Below are 20,347 nucleotides of genomic sequence, written 5' to 3'. Positions count from 1 at the left end.
TCAGTAAATTCATCCCGACTGATGCACTCGCTTATGTATAACGGCGTTTAAATGTGTACAGTTTATTTTATCCTAAATCAGCTATATGTTCCGCATCTATTATTGAATTTTTAGCGTTATATCCAACTATTTTGCTCGCGGATGATGAGTTTCATAGATTTCCTTCATCGTTTTGCGGCCGTGATGCCCATATTGTTGTCCTGCCTGCTCCACATGGCCCAGCATGTCCTGCACTGCACGAGTGTCTGCCCCGCTTGCAATCAGGTGGGCCGCAAAGGAATGGCGCAGCGTATGCGGCGTGATCTCTTCCGAAATCCCTGCATCCATCGCCGCTTTTTTGAGCAGCTTCCAGAAGCCCTGGCGGGTTAAACGTCTTCCGGACACATTGACGAACAGTGCCTGCTCGTCCGAGTCTGTTTTGAGCAGCTGATTACGAAAATCGTTAACATACACACTTGCCCAATGTGCTGCTGGTGCGCCAATCGGCAGAATCCGTTCTTTGCCGGCACCTCCGCAGCGAATAAACCGCATGCCAGGTTGGACATCCCGTATATCCAGTGCAATCAATTCCGAGACCCGAATACCGGTAGCATACAAAAGCTCAAGCATCGCACGATCACGCACTCCTTGGGCAGAGTGAGTATCGGGCGAGGCCAGAAGAAGTTCAATCTCATCCACGGTTAATACCTGTGGCGGCGTCTTGTCAGCTTTTGGAGCCTCGACATCAAACGTTGGGTCCTGCAGAATCTCGCCACGGCGCATCAAAAAATGAAAATAGGAACGCAAGGATACCACACTGCGAGCAATGGTCGCATTGGCACGCCCGGCCTGCTTCTGTTTGCCTATAAACAAGATAACATGAGTACGACGCACCTGCTCTGCCTCACGAATACCGTATTCCTTATCTGCAAATTCGATGAACTTGTCCACGTCCCGAAGATACGACTCCAGCGTACTGCTTGACATCCCTTTATCTTCTTCCAAGTATAAGGCATAGGCGTGTATCGTCTGTCTCATGCACAACGCTCCTCATCTGACAGAATTGCCCAACTGGCAACCTGCTTCCGTATTTGCATCCCTGGCTGTCCGGGCTACTCCCCATACCAATAAAACAAACGGAGTCTCTCCGCCAGCGTAAGACGTGCTTCTCCATTGCCTGGCCAATCCGTCTCCTGAAATACTTTAACTGCATTTCCTGTTGGCATCTGATACTGATCCACAGGTGAGATCCAGCCGTTGAACAGATCGAGAACATGATAAAACAGATAAACCAATCCTGCAAAAACTATAATAAATCGTATAAAACGAAGCCCTCGGCGCAGTGAGATAATCATGGGTTGTCCCCCTCCTGGTCTGAATCCAATTCATCTAGAATCAGGATATGACGACAAACGCAGGAATATGACATCTTAGATGACATCAGAGATAACCTCACATCATGTACTGGACCAAAAAAGCTCTCCCGTCAAAACCGCCGGTGAGAGCTTGAAGATATGCTATGTTATTCTTCATCTTTGGGCTTCTGGTCATTTTTAGCTTTGCAACGATAACAAATCCCATGAAAATCCAGCCGGTGATCTACTACCGAAAAGTTAAATTCCCGCTCCAGACGCTCTTCAAGCGGTCCAAGCCAGTCTTCACGTATTTCATCCATACTTCCGCATTGAACGCAAATTAAGTGATGATGGTGATGCTTGGATGTATCTCCGCGCAGATCATAACGCGCTACACCGTCGCCGAAGTTGATTTTCTCTACAACATGCAGCTCACTCAGCAGTTCGAGGGTACGGTACACGGTTGCCAGACCGATTTCGGGAGCTTTTTCTTTAACGAGCATGAATACGTCTTCCGCGCTCAGATGATCTTCTTCATTCTCAAGAAGTACTCTTACGGTGGCTTCCCGCTGGGGCGTTAATTTATAACCTTGGGACTGTAGTTGCTGCTTAATTTTATCGATCCGTGCTTCCATTTTCTCCCTCCCCCTAGGAAATCACTGCACACTGCAACTTAACCCACTTCTTTCATTATAGGGGGAGTGCGTAATTAAAGTCAACATTTTACACTATCAGATGCAGCGCTACGCCGGGAGCAGCATTGGCGTGACCCAGCGCATCATCGCAGGTGTTACCCAAGTTTCAAATGACGCGACGCCTAACAGCAGTCCAGCCATAACCAATGTCAGCAGCACATAAGAAGCAAATGGCCTTTGTCCACCTGGCGCCCGCTGCATGAGAACGCGATTCCGAATGATATATAAGGAAAAGGTCATGGCCGACACACTGCAGATCAGCAATACCGGAATGACGAACAAATTATGCGGCGCGACGGATACCAGGGCAAACAGCAGCCCTTTCCAGGAATATTGTCCGACCAGATATCCAACGGTAAATCCGATCAGCACTCCTTTTAGAAAATCCAGTACCAATATACCCGGCAATCCGATGACGGATAGGCCCAGAATCCAGATAAGGCCAACCCATTTCAAATGTAGTATCGCTATATCCCAGTAAGTTCCGGATTCGACGATCTGCCCACTGTGCTGGACCGTCATGAAAAAATTGCCCAAATACCCCTCCAGGTCCTGACGTTGTTCAAGAGACAGGGCATTAACCATCAAGGCTCCAAAAATGACACCGACCAGAAACAAGACAGCTACAAATACATATAACGAGGTTTGACCTTTGAACGTGAAGTAGGAAGAACGCATACAGGTACGGGTCCCCTTTCCGGTTATCATGCTGCAGGATCTCTAAGAAATCCACACAGTCATTCTATGAACCGAAGTACGTGGGTATGACTCCTTGTCCAGATACGCGTCCTTTACTTCCTTGCCGTTTGTCTAGTCCGTTTCTTTACCGGAGACCTTGCCATAGGTTCCCCCGCCTCCGGATGACAGCTCCAGTCGACCATTTCGAGCAGCAACGATAAGACTGGCCAGAACCGGTCCCACAACACTCGCAAGCTCTTCTTCACTTGTCCGATGAAGCACATTCATCTCCGTGCCGAAGTGTTCCAACAGCTGTCGCAGCTTGGCTTTGCCCAGTCCCGGGATAAACTCAAGCGGTACCTGATAGTGGTACGGTGGTCTGAATTCAGGAACGTGGGGGCTCTCCCGATCTGCTATGGCCAGTATTCGATCCAGAACGCCCTGCACCAGCTTCGTACTGCCGCAATAGGGGCAGCGTTCCGCTGACATCGCCTGTTCATCCATGATACTGCCACAGGCTGCGCAATACGTGCGGTGATATTTGCCAAGCCTCGGGTTCAAGCCGTAATTGGCTTTGATATTTCTTCCTGCCTCACCCTTCAGTGCCATGCTGAATTCGTCAAAAGAAGGATGAGCAATCTGCAGCTCATTATACTCGCGTCCGATTTTGCCAAGAGAGTGTGCATCCGAATTGGTCAGAAAGGGGAGCTGGTCGAGCTCCTGAATGTAGCTGGCCATCGATGAATCTGAGCTTAATCCCAGCTCCACGGCATCAATCAGGCTTGTATCCAGCACATCCGCCATACGCGGAGCCGTGCTGCCATAGATGCCTTTGTGAGGTGTAAAGGCATGTGCGGGCACGATGAGTCCGCCACGGGCTTTTATCTCCGCCTGCATTTCTAGGGAGGAGACATATACCCGTTGTGAACTGAGATTCACATTTTTCATATAACGCTCCATCCACTCCGTGAATGATTTCATCGTTTTCAAATCACGGAAGTAGGCAAGCATGTGATATTCCCGCATCTCCGGTTCTCGCAGCTCGATTTCGGTGCCGAGCAGAATCGTGGTGTCCTGGTAAGCAATACCTCCATCCTCCAGTTCGGACATCGTGCCATTCTCGAGCAACTGCTCAATATCCATCTGTACCACAGGTGAATGGCAATCGATGACGCCGAGCAGCTGGATTCCCTTCCGCTCTGAAGCTTCACGAGCAATATTTTCGAAGGTCAGATCCCGGCTACCACTGATTTTAACGGCTTCACCACGGGACGTACGCCCAATGTGGATATGCAGGTCTGCGTAACAGGAATCCCACGTGTTAGACGTTGTCTGCTGATCTGCCATCGTTAAAACCGTCCTGTCGTTCTGTACAGATCCCATGCATACACAGCCATCATCGTTTTGGCATCACTGATCCGGTTCTGATCCATGAGCTGATACGCTTCCTCAAGCGTGATTTCAGATACTTCGAGAAATTCATCTTCATCCGGCGCCATCTCTCCGGCTTCCAGCTCCTCGGCAATGTACAAGTGAATGATCTCGTCTGCGAAGCCAGGTGACGTGTAGAACGAACGCAGATGACGCAGCGACTTGGCTGCATAGCCGGTTTCTTCCCGTAATTCACGAGCGGCCGCAACCTCAGGCTCTTCTCCTGGATCGAGTTTGCCTGCAGGTATCTCCACTTCAGTACGCCCCATCGCCTGACGATACTGATCAACCACCAGCATGCGATCCCCATTCAATGCAAGTACAGCAACGGCTCCTGGGTGACGGATAATCTCACGTGAAGCTGTCTGTCCATTAGGCAGCTTTACGGTATCGACCTGAAGAGAAATGACTTTTCCTTCGAAGATTGGCTGCGTAGAGACCGTTACTTCATCCAACTTGGGATTAGATGGGTGGTTAGAGCCCGTTTGGTTGGTAGGATTCATATATGATCAACTCCACTTTTTTTAAGATTTTATATTCACAATACGTATAATCCCCAGTTTTTTGGCATATCGTGAGCCTATAACCTATTCGAGAAATATAAAACAAAATCAGGGGGATATCCAATGAACAGTTATGTGACACCTCAATCGGTACATGTGGTCGGACAAGCAAGGCAAGTCCAGCTCATACTCAAACAATGGCTGCGTGAATGGGGTCCTGATGCCAAAATAAGTGAACTGATTGCGGGACGAAAGTAATCCATATTTACTTTCATTTCTCCCATGAAATATAACATGAATTCGCAAAAAGTCCGAATCCGCTGCAAACCGGTTTCGGACTTTTACGTAGAGAGATGCTTATTTCCAAGTACTCTATATATTTTTACTTGCTGGCAGAAGCCGTTTCCTGAATGATGGCTACGACAACCTGGGACAGCTTAACGATATCTTCCGCACGAATGCGCTCTTTCGTCGTATGAATGTCTTCATAGCCTACCGCCAGATTAACGGTCGGAATGTTGAAGCCATTAAAGATGTTGGCATCACTGCCTCCACCCGAAGCAAAAGTACTTGTTTCCAGACCCAGACCGCGAATAGCACGCTGCGCAAGCTGTACAACCTCATGCTCATCATGGAACCCGAAGGCAGGATACAAAATCTCGCTGCGGAATTCAGCTGTGGCTCCGTATTTGCGGCAGGTTGTTTCGAGCGCTTCACGCATCTGAGCAATTTGTTTTTCCACTTTTTCCTGCACGATACTCCGTGCTTCCGCTTCGATCTGTACAAAATCACAAACAACGTTCAGTGCAGATCCGCCTTGAAACTTGCCAATATTGGCCGTAGTCTCATCATCGATCCGTCCCAGTGTCATTGCTGCAATGGCCTTCGCTGCCACTTGGATGGCACTGATGCCGTCCTCGGGGTTAACGCCCGCATGTGCAGATTTCCCATAAATGTTCATCTGAATCTCGGCTCTCGCCGGGGCAGCAACGCAAATCGTTCCCACTGCTCCATTGGAATCGAGTGCATAACCGAATTCAGCCTCAATATCTTTTGGATCCATCGCACGGGCACCGACCAGACCGGATTCTTCGCCAACGGTAATGACGAACTGAATTTTCCCGTGTGGAACCTTGTTCTCCTGGATAGCCCGAATCGCTTCAAGCAGTGCAGCAATGCCTGCTTTGTCATCTGCTCCGAGGATCGTTGTGCCATCACTGCGAATCCAACCATCTTCTCCAAGCTCGGGTTTGATTCCCTGTCCAGGAGTTACGGTATCCATGTGGCAGGTAAAAAAGATCGGTGCTGCCTCCGGAGCACCATCCGCTTCCCAGGTAACAATCAGGTTACCTGCGCCATGCCCGGTTTTCTCCATGGTGTCGTCCTCATATATGCTGAGACCCAGCTGGGTAAACTGTTCCTTCAATACGTTGGAGATGTTATGTTCATTCTTCGTTTCACTGTCGATCTGCACCAGTTCCATAAACTGATGTATGACACGTTCCTGTTTAATCATAGGACTTTCCTCCCTCTCGTGGATACGGTACAATACAATTAATATGCTTGTTTATTTCTCATTTGTTGAAAGGAGTTCTCTCTTCATGCAAAAAAAGAAATGGTTCAAAATCGTGATCTATCTCATGCTGATTGCCATGATCGGGTCTACCCTTTTCATCGCTCTTGAACCTCTACTATTTGGATAGAATCTGAAGCCCTTGACTGTCTGAACTAGAGACGGACAACGGCTTCTTTTTCGGTTCGCCAAGTCATCTCATATGGAAAAATGCGTCCGAAATAGGGGACAATCTGCTGGGCAACTTGCTCCACGGTGTAGGTTCTGCCGGTGATGTCCTCCAGAGAGGTAACGCCGAACTGCTCTATGCCACAAGGGATTATCCCCTGGAATCCTTCATGCTGAATACCTGAAGTAATGTTAAAAGCAAAACCATGACTCGTCACGAATCCTCGCCGATGTTTACAACGGTTGAACTTTACCCCAATGGCAGCGATCTTCATATCTCCGATCCATACTCCGGTGTATGCCTCTTTCCGACCTGCCTCAATTCCCTCATCTGCCAGGTAATCAATGATGACCTGCTCCAGATTGCGCAAATATCCATGTAAATCGAGAGCTTCATCACGGCCAAGAACGAGCAGCGGATAACCAACAAGCTGGCCTGGACCATGATATGTAATATCACCGCCACGATCAATTTGAAACAAGGTAATCCCCTTTGCCTCAAGCTCCTCCTTGCTGAGAAGCAGATGCTCCGGATGATTCTGAGATCCGATGGTATACGTGGGAGGATGCTGCAGCAGAATCATCTGCTCGATTCCCTCACCTTCGTCCAGCTGCTGTACAATTGCTTTTTGGCGGTTCCAAGCCTGTTCATAATCAAGCATCGGTATGTACGTAACATCCAGCGGCTTGTTCATGATTTCCCCACACCCTTCTGCTTCATTGTCCATACCATTTCTGAGCGTTTAACCGCAGACAGCGGGAAAAGTGCACGGCCTGCGGCACATACACTTTCCCTTGAGAACCCTATTTCATTAATACACCTTTGTTTCCATATTATAACCTTCAAGGTTTTCTTTGACCCGCTGCAAGAACCGGCCGCAGATGACACCATCCAGAATACGATGATCGAGAGACAGACACAAGTTGGCCATTGAACGAACGGCAATCATGTCATTAATGACCACAGGCTTCTTCACGATAGACTCAAACGTGAGAATCGCCGCTTGTGGATAATTAATAATCGGTTGCGAAAGAATTGAACCAAACGAACCGGTGTTATTGACCGTAAACGTACCACCTTGCATATGATCCAGTTTCAGGGTACCTTCACGGGTTTTGCGTGCCAAATCATCGATTTCCCGGGCCAGACCTGCAATATTACGCTGATCCGCATGCTTGATCACAGGTGTCAGTACAGAGTCTTCTGTACCTACCGCCATAGACAGGTTAATATCCCGTTTAACGATAATTTTGTCGACAGCCCAAACCGAGTTCATGATCGGGTAATCCTTAATCGCATTTACAACACCCTTCATCATGAAGGAGAGGTACGTCAGATTAATGCCTTCCTTACGCTTGAACTCATCCTTGAGCTTATTGCGCAGCATGACCAGGTTGGTAACATCCACTTCAATCATAGTCCATGCATGAGGAATTTCCGATACGCTTTGACGCATATTCCGGGCAATTGCATTACGCACTGGAGTAACATCGATAAAATATTCCGATCTTCCCTGGCCGCCACCTTCTACTTCAATCTGCGGGATTTTCGGAGATTCCGTCAAATGAATCCCTGAATGTCTCACTGGAACGCCTGCATCTGCCGCAGAAACCGCTTCTCTTGCGGAGATTCCCGTTTCTGCACCGCTTTTGTTCAAACCGCTAAACGGTGAAGCAGATTGTGCTGATGGTGTAGCTGTTTGGCCACCTTGAGCGATAACAGCGAGCACGTCCTTGCGTGTGATGCGTCCGCCTGCTCCTGAGCCTTGAATGGCCTGCAAGTTGAGACCATGCTCTGCTGCAAGTGACTGTACCGCAGGAGAGTAGCGATTACGCATAGGCTGATTGGGATCATGACCTGCTGGAGTCACTGATCCTTGCTGTGCATTATTCTGCTGGGATACTTGTGTCACTTGCTCTGGCACTTGCTCATCATCCGCAGCTGCTACCTGCATACGGCAGATGGCTTCGCCAACAGCAATCGTCGTACCTTCTTCCACCAAAAGGTCGCCCATAATTCCATCAACGGTCGATGGAATCTCTGCATTGACCTTATCGGTGATTACTTCACAGATTGGCTCGTATTGTTCAACCCGGTCGCCCGGTTTTTTTAACCATTTTCCAATGGTAGCCGAGACCAGCGATTCTGCCAGCTGCGGCATAATGACCTCGATCCATTTCATACGTTCAGCCATTTGTTATATCACTCCAAACTTTGCTTTTACCTTTTTTTCAAATAGGTTGTCGAATCTTATGATCAACCGAATTAATACTCCGCAAGTGTGCGCATGGCTTCCTTCGCTTTGTCCTTGCTAAGCATGTAGAATTTCTCCAGTGTTGGGCTGATTGGCATTGCTGGTACGTCCGGTCCGCAAAGACGCTGAATGGGTGCATCCAGATCGAACAGGCACTCTTCGCTGATAATAGCCGCAACTTCGGCACCAACACCACCTGTTTTGTTGTCCTCGTGAACAATAAGCACCTTGCCTGTCTGACGAGCGGAAGCAATGATCGCTTCACGATCAAGCGGCTGCAGTGTACGCAGATCCAGAACGTGGGAAGTAATGCCTTCTTCACGCTCCAGTTCTTCCGCAGCCTGCATGACAAAATGCAACGGCTGGCTATATCCGATAACCGTGATATCCGCACCTTCGCGAAGCAGATTTGCTTTGCCGATCGGAACGATGTAATCATCTTCTGGTACGTCTTCCTTAATCAGCTTGTAACACTTCTTATTTTCGAAGAACAGTACCGGATCCGGGTCACGGACGGCAGCTTTGAGCAAACCTTTGGCGTCATATGCCGAGTAAGGAGCGATGATTTTCAAACCAGGTGTACCAAAGAAAATAGATTCCGGACATTGTGAATGATACAATCCTCCGAAGATCCCTCCGCCAATCGGTGCACGGATAACAATTGGACAGCTCCAGTCATTATTGGAACGATAGCGGATTTTGGCCGCTTCACTAATGATCTGATTGGTTGCCGGCAGCATAAAGTCTGAATATTGCATCTCCGCAATTGGCTTCATGCCATACATAGCCGCCCCAATGGCTACCCCTGCAATGGCTGATTCGGACAAAGGTGTATCCATCACACGCATCTCCCCGAATTGCTCTTGCAAACCTTTGGTTGTGGTAAACACGCCGCCTTTGACACCGACGTCTTCACCCAGTACAAAGACATTCTCGTCTCGCTCCATCTCTTCTTTCATCGCAAGACGGATCGCATCAATATATTCCATAACCGCCATGATTACCGTCCCCCTTCTTCGCTGTCCGCGTAAACGTGCGTCAGAGTGTCCTCAGGTTTCGGATATGGCGCGTTGTCTGCATATTCAGTCGCTTCTTTCATTTCCAGCGCAAGCTGGGAAGCCAGATCCGCATCCCGGGCTTCGTCCCAGATGCCGCAATCAATCAAATAATTTTTCATCCGAAGAACGCCGTCCTTCTTCCAGTTCTCGTCAACCTCTTCCTTGGTCCGGTATGCCAGATCATTGTCGGAAGTGGAGTGAGGGGATAAACGGTACATCATGGCTTCAATCAGGGTAGGGCCTTCACCGGCAACCGCACGGAGGCGCGCTTCTTTGACAGCAGCATATACTTCAAGCGCATCATTGCCATCAACCCGTAGTCCAGGGAAGCCGTACCCCAGTGCACGATCCGATATCTTGCCGCTAAGCTGCTTATGGACCGGAACCGAGATGGCGTACTGGTTATTCTCACACATAATAATGACAGGCAGCTTATGAACTCCAGCGAAGTTAGCTCCTTCGTGGAAGTCTCCCTGGTTGCTTGAGCCTTCACCAAACGTAACAAAAGAAACAAATTCTTTTTTCTGCATTTTTGCTGCCAGTGCAAAACCTACGGCATGCGGTACTTGAGTAGTTACCGGGCTTGAACCCGTAACAATTCTCAGCTTTTTATGACCAAAATGCCCCGGCATCTGACGGCCGCCGCTATTCGGATCTTCTGCCTTGGCAAATGCAGAGAGCATCAGCTCACGAGGCGTCATGCCTACGGCCATGACGAAGCCGTAATCGCGGTAATAAGGTAAGTAATAATCGTGATCCCGGTCAAGCCCAAAAGCAGCACCCACTTGCGCAGCTTCCTGCCCTACACCGGATACGTGAAAGTTAATTTTGCCGGCCCGCTGCAAGAGCAAGCAACGTTCATCGAACTTGCGTGCAAGCAGCATGTATTTGTACATGTCCAATACTTCTCCATCGCTAAGTCCCAGCTGTTCATGCCGGTGGACCGCATCTGCAGTACCTTGTGAACTCATATGAGGTACCTCCTTTTAATCAGAGCCTGTGCCCGTCTTACAACCCGATCTTATAACCTGGTACTAAGACTTGGCTTAACCTTATTATAATCCCTTTTGCCCAAAAAAGGAAAGGACCTTTCTCATAAGTCTGTCCAGACTTACATTCCAATGGCCTTTCCGTCTACGGCCAGCATGGCTTCACCCATAATTTCGGACAATGAAGGATGCGGATGAATCGTCTGCCCTACTTCCCATGGCGTCGCATCCAGCATTTGTGCCAGCGAAGCCTCAGCAATCAGTTCCGTTACGTGGGTACCGATCATATGTACACCCAATATATCATTCGTCTTGGCATCGGCGATTACCTTCACAAAACCGTCCCGGTTTCCATGAACGAGCGATTTGCCAATCGCCTGAAACGGAAACTTGCTGGTTTTGACATCGAAGCCGCGCTCTTTCGCTTCACGCTCCGTGAAACCAATACTTGCTGCTTCAGGACGAGTGTACACACACCGCGGAATGCGGTGGGATTCGACGGCATGGACCGTTTCGCCTGCCAAGTGATTCACAGCCAGAATACCTTCATGACTCGCAGCATGTGCAAGCTGTAATCCACCAATACAATCCCCAATTGCATAGATATGTCCTTCACCAGTCTGTAAATATTTGTTTACCGCGATGAACCCACGGTCCAGTTTGATATCGGTGTTTTCGAGACCAATATTTTCGACATTAGCCTGCCGTCCGACTGATATCAGCATTTTGTCCGCGCTCAGCGTCTCCTGCTCATCGTCACTGATCTGAACATTGATTCGAACGCCTTCTTTACCAGCTTCATATGTTTCTGGCATGATTTTAGCCTTTGTCAGGAAGCGTACTCCGCGTTTGCCAAGCAGCCGCTGCATCTCCCTTGCCACGTCTTCGTCTTCTGCAGGTAATACATGATCGGCAGCCTCGACAACCGTAATGTCCACCCCGAAGTCATTCAGCATGGATGCCCATTCCAGCCCAATCACACCACCACCCACGATGATGAGTGATGCGGGCAATTCATCCATCCGCAGAGCTTCGTCACTGCTCATGATATACCGGCCATCCGGCTCCAGGCCTGGAAGTACGCGCGGACGTGACCCGGTAGCAATGATGAGATTGGTTGGCACAACCGTATCCATCTCCCCATCTTCAAACTCCACAGCTACCGCTCCGCTCTGAGGTGAGAATATGGATGGTCCGATTACACGGCCTTTGGCGTATACAACCTGGATCTTATTTTTTTTCATCAAATATTGAACACCTTGATGCAGCTGCTCCACAATGGCATCCTTGCGGGCCTGTACCTTGGGAAATACCAGCGTTGTTCCAGCTGTTTCGATTCCGTACGATTCGCTCTCTTGAATCTCAGCATACACTTCGGCACTTCTCAATAGCGACTTGCTAGGAATGCACCCGCGATGCAAGCAGGTACCCCCAAGCTTGTCCTTCTCAATAATGACGACCTGTTTGCCCAACTGGGCAGCACGAATTGCGGCAACGTAACCTCCGGTCCCTCCTCCGAGAATGGCAACATCACATGTAATTGGCATCTTTTATGTTCTCCTCTATCAATATGATTAGTTATGAATGGAACGATGTTGATGATGATGAAAAGCCTTTTGCAGAACTTTACTATATTCCATTGTACTCCCCTTGGGCAGTCAACTCAAAGTTTGTCCTAACACATGGACAGCGTGCACAAACCAAGCTATGATGGAATCAGGCATGACCTGTAAGCGCAACCTTTATTTTACGTCGACATTTGGCAGAAGGGGTTAAATGGTGATGAATACTAGACTGGTCTTTGCACGGTTTTTGGCGATTTTGGTCTTGGTTATTCCTGGACTAATGGCCATGAAAGGTTTTTTGATGATGAAAGACGCCCTTTTCCTATATTATGCTGAGCACGGGAATGATCAGATCTCACCAGGATTCCAGTGGCTTTCCTTTGGAGGCGGGCTTCTCCTGTTTGCTGCAGGCATGAGTTTCTTGGGGGGCTGGATTTTGTTCCGTGACCGTAAACGCAATTATGTGGGTCCCCGTTTCCGTTCCAAAAACACAACCGAACAGGCAGAGACACCCGGCAAGCTTTCATAAGTCCGGGCTTTTTGCTGTTCTCCCTAGCTTTATCATTCAATCAGGATCAGGTATAATGCTTATTTATTCACATGTATATCTCTGCATCATCCCGCACGTGACTAAAAGAAAATGATACGAATGATCGACTTCAAAAAAGACAGGATGGTTTAACATGATATCGTTTCTCATGACGCTGAAAAGATTGCTCAAGGGCATTTTCCACGCGTTAAAGGACCCCAAGTTTCTCGCACTCTTTATCTTGACTGCAGCAACACTGCTGTCAGGAACGTTATTCTATACCCGTGTGGAAGGGCTGCACTGGATCGATGCGCTTTATTTCTGCGCCGTGACTCTGACAACTGTGGGGCATCCTGAATTTGTGCCTACCACCGGATTCAGCAAAGCATTTACCGTGATCTACATGTATGCCGGCATTGGCCTTACCTTTGCCATGATTTCCAGAATTACAGCAGGTATTCTATTTCCTCGCAAATTGCAGACAGAAGAGAACCCGGAGTAATCTCCGGGTTATTCGTATAATGCATCCCTCAGCTTCGTTGACATGCGGGATTCTTTGGAAGAAGACTTCAGAATGGTTCTACGCAGGGTTAAATTGCTGGCCTGCAGCCGCTCTATTTCTGCAAACAGATCGGCAATCAGCGCCTCTGCGCCTTCATGAAGGACAGCTTGTCCCTTTAATTCCTCATACCGCTGCTGCATTTCATTTATCGCTTCATTCACTTGTAAAACACCTCTTTTCCAATACTACAGCTTCACATCTGCCGTTACCAACAGTGTAATAATCCATATAGTAACACAAAGCAGCTTGGATTAGTTCTAGCTCTGAACGGAGATTTTGTGGTACTCTGTAATGGTCGCTTTTTTTGTTGAATCCGTATGTGAGAGGAGTAGCAGCACCGTGCAAACAGGACGCATTACCGTAATTACTGGACCGATGTTCAGTGAAAAATCCGGTGAACTCATTCGCCGTTGTCAGAAATTAATTCAATTTGGCCGTAAAAAGGTCGTTGCTTACAAACCAGCCGAAGATGATCGGTTTGCTCAGGACGAGATTGTCAGCCGAATCGGATATCGTCTTCCTGCCCATTCCATCCCCCGGCAATTAACTCCGGAATCCGTGGAGATGATTCTTGCTCAGACCAAAGATGCTGATGTGGTTGCTTTTGATGAAGTGCAATTTTTCAGCAGTGCCATAATGGACCTGGTCTCCGAGCTTGCCTATTGCGGCAAACACGTGATTGTAGATGGTCTTAATATGGATTATCGAGGCAAGGAATTCGGATATATTGGGGGTCTGCTCGCCATGGCAGATGACATTGAGAAACTCTCCGCATTCTGTGCGGTTTGCGGAAGCCCTGACGCTGCCTTCACTCAACGTATTGTGAACGGAGAGCCAGTCACTCTTGGTCCGGTTGTCATGATTGGCGATTCGGAAGCCTACGAACCACGCTGCCGCTGCTGTTTCATTCCTCCTCACAAAGTAGAATGCTAGTTTAGCTTTTATTATATATTCGGCAAGTTCTCTGAAGCAGAATTCTGAGTCAGACCTGCCTGTTCTCAAAAAGCCCTTGAAGGGCTTTTTTTGCTTAACCAAGGCATTCGCTCTACCCGGTTCAACATTCATTACAAAAAAGCACCGCTTCAAAGCGATGCTCTAATTCGTAGTCTCCCACTAGTCGCGGGAAACAAAATATTTGTTGGTCATGTAGTATGCGTCACCGCGGGACGTTTCTACCATTCCTTTTTTGGCGTCCAGAAATACGATCTCTTTACACTTCGTACAATACCATTTGGTTCGCTTATATGGAGATTCCGTTACATATGCCGTACCGCACTTGCAATCAATTTTCATCAATAGCTCGGTTGATTTATATGCACTGGATAAGCGTTCCAGACTATCCTGCTGCTGTGTGGGCATGATGGTCTGTTGATAATCGGATAAATGATTTTGAACTTTGAAGTCGGCCACGAGGCCTGCATTCAATCCAAAGAACTCTTTCCCAATCTCGGTCACGAAGCGTTTCTCATTTCTGTAGCAATCCAGCCACTCAACAATCTGCTTATTAGACAGTGGAACCGTACCCTTGATACCGCTGTTTAAGGTGTAGGTCATGATGTATAAAGTATCGTCTTGTCTACCTGAGTACATTAGAATCCTCCTTCGAATACATTTGCTAATGTACTACAAAAATGCTCATAAATCAAAGCAATGTTATTTCCTGAGCATGATTCTTCCTATTAAATGGGGTACATTCCACGTTCATCCGCCAATAGCTTACAGGAACTGCATACACCTGCAACATTTCCCTGAGGCGCTGCGTAATGAACGACCGATTCAACTTTTTTCTTGCAAATGGAGCAGTAGTGCCTCCTTTCTTTTTTGGGGGTGTAGTCCGATAGCTTCACTACGTTTTGTTTGCGTCTGAATCCGCGTAAGAAGCCCAGCCATTTCATCTCACTCTCACTCTTTCTCTAGACTAGATTGCAGCCATTTTCGTAGTTCTCCGGTCAAATTGAACTTGCCGGTATTATGTATACTCTTCCCAGTTGTGCACGTCTATCTCATAATCTATTCGACGTTTTAGAGCCTTTTCCTGTCTTTAATCGGTACACATATCAAAAAAAACCGACAAAAGCTATCCTCCCTAAGAAGGCCAAGGACAGCCGTGTCAGTGTTGATTCTTTATTTATAAAAGGTACCCAGCACTTCCAGCGCCGGTGAACGCTCAATTCGGAACGGGTAGATGTACCCTTGATTGAACCGGGTAAACCTTCTGCTCCACAGATCCAGCCCCGAGGTAAATTGATAGGCCTGATATACAAATTTGGAGCAATAATTTCGCTCAATGCTTCGCAAATTGGTCTGCAATCGATAAAACTTAACCTGTTTATAGTGTTCCTGCACCCACTCGGCCGCACGCTGCCCAGCCTGGTTTAAACGTGAACGAAATACAATGAAACGATCTCCTTCATAGAACCTTGTAAGATACCACTCCAGGGAATCGGCGAACACGGGTCCATAAGGATGAACATGATACACTTTGCCGTCCAGCCCAATAATCCCCATATGTCCTGCATAATAGGTCGATTCCGAACTTGGCGTATAAACGATATCTCCCGGTTTTAGCTTCATTTGACCAAGTTCTGCGACAGGAAGATCCTGCTGCAGCCGTTTGGCTGCGGATCGCTCACGCCTACTCTCAACCAGTAATCGATGTAAAGCACCGGCAACAGCAAGATAAATGGCTGCGTATTTGATTCGTTTCTTTCCTTTGGTAACCCTGAGGACAGAGGAAATGAAACTCCGAAACATTTTAGACATACCCCACCCCGTATTCTCCACTCTGTCAGATTTATTCGTCTATTTACATATTATAATTTTCACTTTGGAACTGATCAAACTGCCATACAATTTTAGCTACTGCATGTTTCAGTGTCCCTTAACAGAATAACCCAAAATTCCGATATTATAATAAGTATGATAAAAAAATCATGCGACTATCACACCAGGGAGGAATCTCTTATGTTATCCGTTTCATCAACGAACAAAAGCACCGGAACAAACCAGAGTAGCAGTAATACAACTTCCAAAACGGACAAGATTATTCAGGACCTAATGAAACAAAAGGCAAGACTAAGCGAAGAAATGCAAACAGTGAGATCCAATGAAAAACTGGACACAAAAACGAAAATGCAGCGCATTCAAACCTTGACATCCAGTATCCAGGAAATTGACGCTCAAATTGCTCAAATTAAAGCAGAAGAGATTCAGGAAAAGACCCGTCAAAAAGAGACTGAAAAGCCCAAAAGTTCTGAATCTCAATCAGAAGATACGGTCTCACTTGGTTCTGTAATCAAGAATAGCAATACATACGATCAATTGGGAAAGCTGGTTGGATCCCGCGAGAAAATGCAAGGTTCAATCAACACGCTTGAAGGCGGTGTTCGATTTGATCGCACCTTATTAGACAGTAATCCTCATGCAGATAACGGAAAATCGGTAATGCTTGAAAATGCAGAGCATACCGTTTTTCAAATGAAGCGAGAAATGGTTCAGGAAATTAAATCCCACATTAGAAGTACGGATAAGAAAATAGGAGAATTACTCAAAGATATAAACGATACAACTCCACGCAATGAACAGACTATTGAGAAACCTTCTACAGAAGAGGTAAAAGCGGAAAAGGACAATAAAGACGATATACTTTCAGATAACAACGAGGTTATGGACAACAACAAACAATCGAATTCTTCGACATTGATACATCTAAATACATCGATTGACATTTTAGTTTAATAATTTTAGAAACACTCAAAATAAAACCACAACCCTAATACCTCGTATTCAGTCAAGGTAATTAAGGTTATGGTTTTTTTTATTTGCTATCTTACTCTTCTACAACACCTAGAGCTTTGTTTTTCTCTTTGAATCGGCTGTTATGAGAGGATACGTAGGCAACTTTTGCCGCCTCAGGATCCATGTATAGTTTGGCGCTGTTGACAGCTAGGGCAGCATCCGTAAATGTTCCTGCAATGAGATATAGCTTGCTGCCATAATCCACAAAGTCGCCTGCTGCGAATACACCAGGAATATTGGTTTGCAGCTTCTCTGTTGTGGTTACATGCCACTCTCCAAGATCTAATCCCCAGTCCCGAATTGGGCCAAAGTCACTCTTCATGCCGTGATTAACGATAATTGCATCGACTTCCAGCAGTTCACTTTCACCTGTTTCCACGTGGGATATCGTCACTTGTTCAATCACTTCGCCACTAACACTGTGCAGTGTATTCACTGCATAAGGTGTACGAACATCCACCGAGGATTCTCTCATACGAATTACATTTCGCTCCAGCCCGCCGAAGTGATCGCGTCGATGTACAACCGTAACTTGTTCTGCCAGAGCTTCAAGCTCGTTGGCCCAATCGACTGCAGAATCGCCTCCCCCAGAGATAAGCACACGTTTGCCCCGGAAAGGTTCCAATTCCTGCACCGTGTAGTGCAGATTCGTTACCTCGTAACGGTCAGCTCCTTCAAGTTCCAGCTTCGCCATTTTGTATATTCCGTAACCGATTGCCATAATGACGGTCCGAGTCCAGTGTTTCTCACCAGTAGCAGCAGTCAGAATAATGGTACCGTCCGGCTGACGTTCAAAACCTTCAATTTGCTGTTCAAAGACAATGGTAGGGTCAAACGTTCTCGCCTGTTCTTCCAGCTGCTTAATCAAATTCTCGCATAAAATCGGTGTTACACCACCCACGTCCCAGATCATCTTCTCCGGATAAAAGAGCATGCGTCCGCCGAGTCTGTCCCGCGCTTCAATCAATTTCGTTTTCATATCCCGCATACCGCTATAAAAGGCAGAGTACATCCCGGCAGGACCTCCGCCGATAATGGTTACATCATATAGTTCCAACTGCTGATCCATATTAAAGTTACCTCCGTTAATTCGATCCATAACATCGAGTATTTGATATCGATTCTCATTATCACTTAATCCTTAGTTTAATGGGAATCTTATCAAAATACAATGGATAAAAATAAAACAATTTTTATAGATATCTTTTACATTTCCAAAGGTTTATTCGGCTTTGACCGAACTTAATAAATGTTCGACCACAAAATCAAGCTGCTTGTCCAATGAGTACACGTCGGAATAATAGAAGAAATTAAAATCAATCTCGATTAGACGACCTTCTTTCACCGCTGGAATGCTGTTCCATACCGGATTATCCATCAGGTTGTCTGCACCGTCATATACGGAACGAAATATGTAGTCACCCACGTATTCGGGGAGAACTTCCATAGATACCGTAGATCCAGATGCTTCGGTAGACACATCAATCTTCTGTTGAACAACGTCAGGTGCTTTCATACCCAAGTACTCGTATATAATCTGAGAGCCACGGCCAAATTGCTTGCTTTCCACAACTGCCATACCTTTGAGTCCGCCTTCAATGATGGAAACCGTTTTATCCAGAATGCCTGCATCCGCTAATTTCTTCTTGCTCTCATCTACCTTACTATTCAGATTATTAAGTAAAGTCTCAGCTTCTTTCTCTTTTCCAAATATACCTGCGATATATTGCAGTCTTTCCTCCGTTGACATTTTTTCATATGGAACATACACGGTAGGAGCAACATCTTTTAACAAGGTATAAGTATCTTCAGAAGGGACGATGATCAGATCCGGATTCAAATCAATCACTGCCTCAGGGTTCGGTTCAAACCAGGTGCCGAGTGAATTTACCCCTTCAAGTTCACTTTTGTATGCGGCTCCATCGAACACTTCCGAGGTACCCACTGGTTTCACACCAAGTGCAACCACATCTCCCTGGAGGTAAAGCACAACAACCCGTTTGGGATTGGCGGGTACTACGACATCGCCTTTAACCGTTGAAATTGTACGTGTTTCGTTACCATTATTCGTCAATGCACCAGCATCTGTTGAGGTGGAGACGGTAGTCCTATTCGAACTGTTACTCGTTCCATCGCTGGCTGCCGGCGTTGGTGTTGATCCGGCACCACATGCAGATAACAACATGGTCAAACTTAATATGGCAATAAATAACATGCTGGAGCTAGCTTTTCTTTTTTTCATTGGTGTAGACCCTCCGTCAATATATTGATAATGATTATCATAATCAATATATCTTTGCTTCCGTCTATTGCCAATGGATAATTCAGAGACATGTAATGGACGATCCTCTATTACTCCATGTTCCCTTACTTTTTGCTGATAACGAATCGGCGGCATTCCTACATGTTTTTTGAATAGACGACTAAAATAATATACATCGGAGTATCCGACCTCAGCCGCAATTTCCCTCAACGTGATGTTCGAATACCGCAGTAATTTTTGAGCTTCATTCAGGCGGATCTGGATTAAATAGTCGATTGGGCTATAGCTTGTCTTTCGTTTAAACTGCATGGACAGATGACGAGAGCTGTAATTGAATTGTTCTGCCAGCGAATCAAGGGTCATGTGTTCCCTATACTGGGTGTGTATGTATCGGAGCACCTGTTTCACGGGATCTGGACGAGTTGTATGTATTTCCTGCTCTGCCAGTTGAAACATAAGTTCGTGCACAAATTGATAAAACAGGCTTTTCACCTGAAGATGATCCAGATGATTTGCTTGTATCCAGGCCTTCTCCATATCATTTAAATAACGCAGCAATACAAGAGGACTGTCCGGCATAAATGCATACTGAAGCGAGAATGGTGTAACTGAATCCTGTTCCAAACGCCATGCGTACCTTGGTTTTGGGAAGGCTTGAAATGCCCTGTAAAACAGCATTACATACTCGAATTCATCCCTAGCTTCGATATCAAGTCTCGACCCTTTACTACCATGCAGCAATTTAAATGGCTTCGTCTCATGCTGTTGTCCATCCATTTCAACGAAAGCTTTTCCCCTCAAAGCGTACATAAAACTGTTCGCCGGGAGGTAATAAGCTTGAATTCGCTCTCCTGCTTCCAGAACAACCCGGCGAACATCCAGAATCTTGACAGCCGCCTGATTCCATAGTTGTGTCTGTTCATTTGATTGCATGCTTCTCTCCCCA

The 20,347-nt window shown here is 46.8% G+C and carries 23 protein-coding genes; 6 read left to right on the top strand and 17 right to left on the bottom strand.

Features of this window, described 5'->3' with window-relative positions; translation table 11 throughout:
* Window positions 1-126: 126 nt before the first annotated feature.
* The 6 genes from MH144_RS13405 to MH144_RS13380 all read right to left on the bottom strand — a co-directional run bounded on the left by MH144_RS13405 (window position 127) and on the right by MH144_RS13380 (window position 4,641).
* Window positions 127-1,017, bottom strand: a complete 891-nt coding sequence (locus MH144_RS13405; protein WP_239300484.1) for a tyrosine recombinase — start codon at window positions 1,015-1,017, stop codon at window positions 127-129.
* A 74-nt stretch (window positions 1,018-1,091) separates the two neighbouring features.
* Entirely contained in the window at window positions 1,092-1,334 is a 243-nt protein-coding gene (locus MH144_RS13400; protein ID WP_153979227.1) for a DUF4227 family protein, read from the bottom strand.
* A gap of 167 nt (window positions 1,335-1,501) precedes the next feature.
* Window positions 1,502-1,969, bottom strand: coding sequence for a ferric iron uptake transcriptional regulator (fur, locus tag MH144_RS13395; RefSeq protein WP_024630961.1), 468 nt, complete (start codon window positions 1,967-1,969; stop codon window positions 1,502-1,504).
* A gap of 108 nt (window positions 1,970-2,077) precedes the next feature.
* Complete coding sequence (gene spoIIM, locus MH144_RS13390) at window positions 2,078-2,707, bottom strand: stage II sporulation protein M (RefSeq protein WP_127537951.1); 630 nt, start codon at window positions 2,705-2,707, stop codon at window positions 2,078-2,080.
* Between the two features lie 132 nt (window positions 2,708-2,839).
* Complete coding sequence (locus tag MH144_RS13385; protein ID WP_239300482.1) at window positions 2,840-4,054, bottom strand: endonuclease Q family protein; 1,215 nt, start codon at window positions 4,052-4,054, stop codon at window positions 2,840-2,842.
* Window positions 4,055-4,056: 2 nt separating this feature from the next.
* Window positions 4,057-4,641 carry an NUDIX hydrolase gene (locus tag MH144_RS13380; protein WP_239300480.1) on the bottom strand — a complete coding sequence of 195 codons (585 nt, stop codon included), beginning with the start codon at window positions 4,639-4,641 and terminating at the stop codon, window positions 4,057-4,059.
* 123 nt (window positions 4,642-4,764) lie between these two features.
* Between MH144_RS13380 and mciZ the strand changes: the two genes are divergently transcribed.
* Window positions 4,765-4,899: a Z-ring formation inhibitor MciZ gene (gene mciZ / locus MH144_RS13375; RefSeq protein WP_239300478.1), complete on the top strand. Its 135-nt coding sequence runs from the start codon at window positions 4,765-4,767 to the stop codon at window positions 4,897-4,899.
* A gap of 124 nt (window positions 4,900-5,023) precedes the next feature.
* Here mciZ and MH144_RS13370 read toward each other — a convergent pair whose 3' ends face one another.
* Complete coding sequence (locus MH144_RS13370; protein ID WP_239300476.1) at window positions 5,024-6,157, bottom strand: M20/M25/M40 family metallo-hydrolase; 1,134 nt, start codon at window positions 6,155-6,157, stop codon at window positions 5,024-5,026.
* Between the two features lie 85 nt (window positions 6,158-6,242).
* Between MH144_RS13370 and prli42 the strand changes: the two genes are divergently transcribed.
* Entirely contained in the window at window positions 6,243-6,344 is a 102-nt protein-coding gene (prli42, locus tag MH144_RS13365) for a stressosome-associated protein Prli42 (RefSeq protein ID WP_095290480.1), read from the top strand.
* A 25-nt stretch (window positions 6,345-6,369) separates the two neighbouring features.
* Here prli42 and lipB read toward each other — a convergent pair whose 3' ends face one another.
* The 5 genes from lipB to lpdA all read right to left on the bottom strand — a co-directional run bounded on the left by lipB (window position 6,370) and on the right by lpdA (window position 12,231).
* Window positions 6,370-7,077 (bottom strand): lipoyl(octanoyl) transferase LipB, encoded by a 708-nt coding sequence (gene lipB, locus MH144_RS13360; RefSeq protein ID WP_239300474.1) that lies wholly within the window; start codon window positions 7,075-7,077, stop codon window positions 6,370-6,372.
* A 117-nt stretch (window positions 7,078-7,194) separates the two neighbouring features.
* A complete protein-coding gene (locus MH144_RS13355) occupies window positions 7,195-8,577 on the bottom strand; it encodes a dihydrolipoamide acetyltransferase family protein (RefSeq protein WP_275440075.1) in 1,383 nt (460 codons plus the stop codon).
* A 71-nt stretch (window positions 8,578-8,648) separates the two neighbouring features.
* Entirely contained in the window at window positions 8,649-9,635 is a 987-nt protein-coding gene (locus tag MH144_RS13350) for an alpha-ketoacid dehydrogenase subunit beta (RefSeq protein WP_239300472.1), read from the bottom strand.
* A 2-nt stretch (window positions 9,636-9,637) separates the two neighbouring features.
* Window positions 9,638-10,666: a thiamine pyrophosphate-dependent dehydrogenase E1 component subunit alpha gene (locus MH144_RS13345; protein WP_239300470.1), complete on the bottom strand. Its 1,029-nt coding sequence runs from the start codon at window positions 10,664-10,666 to the stop codon at window positions 9,638-9,640.
* Between the two features lie 140 nt (window positions 10,667-10,806).
* Window positions 10,807-12,231 (bottom strand): dihydrolipoyl dehydrogenase, encoded by a 1,425-nt coding sequence (gene lpdA, locus MH144_RS13340; RefSeq protein WP_239300468.1) that lies wholly within the window; start codon window positions 12,229-12,231, stop codon window positions 10,807-10,809.
* Window positions 12,232-12,460: 229 nt separating this feature from the next.
* Here lpdA and MH144_RS13335 point away from each other — a divergent pair, with 229 nt between their 5' ends.
* Together MH144_RS13335 and MH144_RS13330 are read left to right on the top strand one after the other, a co-directional pair.
* Complete coding sequence (locus tag MH144_RS13335) at window positions 12,461-12,778, top strand: DUF2627 domain-containing protein (RefSeq protein ID WP_095290469.1); 318 nt, start codon at window positions 12,461-12,463, stop codon at window positions 12,776-12,778.
* 154 nt (window positions 12,779-12,932) lie between these two features.
* A complete protein-coding gene (locus MH144_RS13330; RefSeq protein WP_239300466.1) occupies window positions 12,933-13,280 on the top strand; it encodes a potassium channel family protein in 348 nt (115 codons plus the stop codon).
* A gap of 8 nt (window positions 13,281-13,288) precedes the next feature.
* On the opposite strand, the gene MH144_RS13325 is transcribed toward MH144_RS13330, so the two are convergent.
* Complete coding sequence (locus tag MH144_RS13325) at window positions 13,289-13,501, bottom strand: hypothetical protein (RefSeq protein WP_095290465.1); 213 nt, start codon at window positions 13,499-13,501, stop codon at window positions 13,289-13,291.
* A gap of 178 nt (window positions 13,502-13,679) precedes the next feature.
* Here MH144_RS13325 and MH144_RS13320 point away from each other — a divergent pair, with 178 nt between their 5' ends.
* Window positions 13,680-14,273 (top strand): thymidine kinase, encoded by a 594-nt coding sequence (locus MH144_RS13320; RefSeq protein WP_095290464.1) that lies wholly within the window; start codon window positions 13,680-13,682, stop codon window positions 14,271-14,273.
* Window positions 14,274-14,453: 180 nt separating this feature from the next.
* On the opposite strand, the gene MH144_RS13315 is transcribed toward MH144_RS13320, so the two are convergent.
* Together MH144_RS13315 and MH144_RS13310 are read right to left on the bottom strand one after the other, a co-directional pair.
* On the bottom strand, window positions 14,454-14,930 hold the full coding sequence (locus MH144_RS13315; protein ID WP_153979236.1) for a hypothetical protein: 477 nt from the start codon (window positions 14,928-14,930) through the stop codon (window positions 14,454-14,456).
* Between the two features lie 534 nt (window positions 14,931-15,464).
* Window positions 15,465-16,103 carry a hypothetical protein gene (locus MH144_RS13310; protein ID WP_239300464.1) on the bottom strand — a complete coding sequence of 213 codons (639 nt, stop codon included), beginning with the start codon at window positions 16,101-16,103 and terminating at the stop codon, window positions 15,465-15,467.
* Window positions 16,104-16,304: 201 nt separating this feature from the next.
* Here MH144_RS13310 and MH144_RS13305 point away from each other — a divergent pair, with 201 nt between their 5' ends.
* Window positions 16,305-17,078, top strand: a complete 774-nt coding sequence (locus tag MH144_RS13305; RefSeq protein WP_239300462.1) for a FlxA-like family protein — start codon at window positions 16,305-16,307, stop codon at window positions 17,076-17,078.
* Between the two features lie 91 nt (window positions 17,079-17,169).
* On the opposite strand, the gene MH144_RS13300 is transcribed toward MH144_RS13305, so the two are convergent.
* Window positions 17,170-18,207, bottom strand: coding sequence for an NAD(P)/FAD-dependent oxidoreductase (locus MH144_RS13300; RefSeq protein ID WP_239300713.1), 1,038 nt, complete (start codon window positions 18,205-18,207; stop codon window positions 17,170-17,172).
* Window positions 18,208-18,360: 153 nt separating this feature from the next.
* Window positions 18,361-20,334 (bottom strand): AraC family transcriptional regulator, encoded by a 1,974-nt coding sequence (locus MH144_RS13295; RefSeq protein WP_239300460.1) that lies wholly within the window; start codon window positions 20,332-20,334, stop codon window positions 18,361-18,363.
* Window positions 20,335-20,347 lie beyond the last annotated feature (13 nt).

It is taken from the genome of Paenibacillus sp. ACRRY, from assembly GCF_022346995.1.
In the GTDB taxonomy this organism is placed as follows: Bacteria; Bacillota; Bacilli; order Paenibacillales; family Paenibacillaceae; genus Paenibacillus.
The sequence above is the reverse complement of the archived record's forward strand: the minus strand, read 5'-3'. Positions and strand labels throughout refer to the sequence as shown.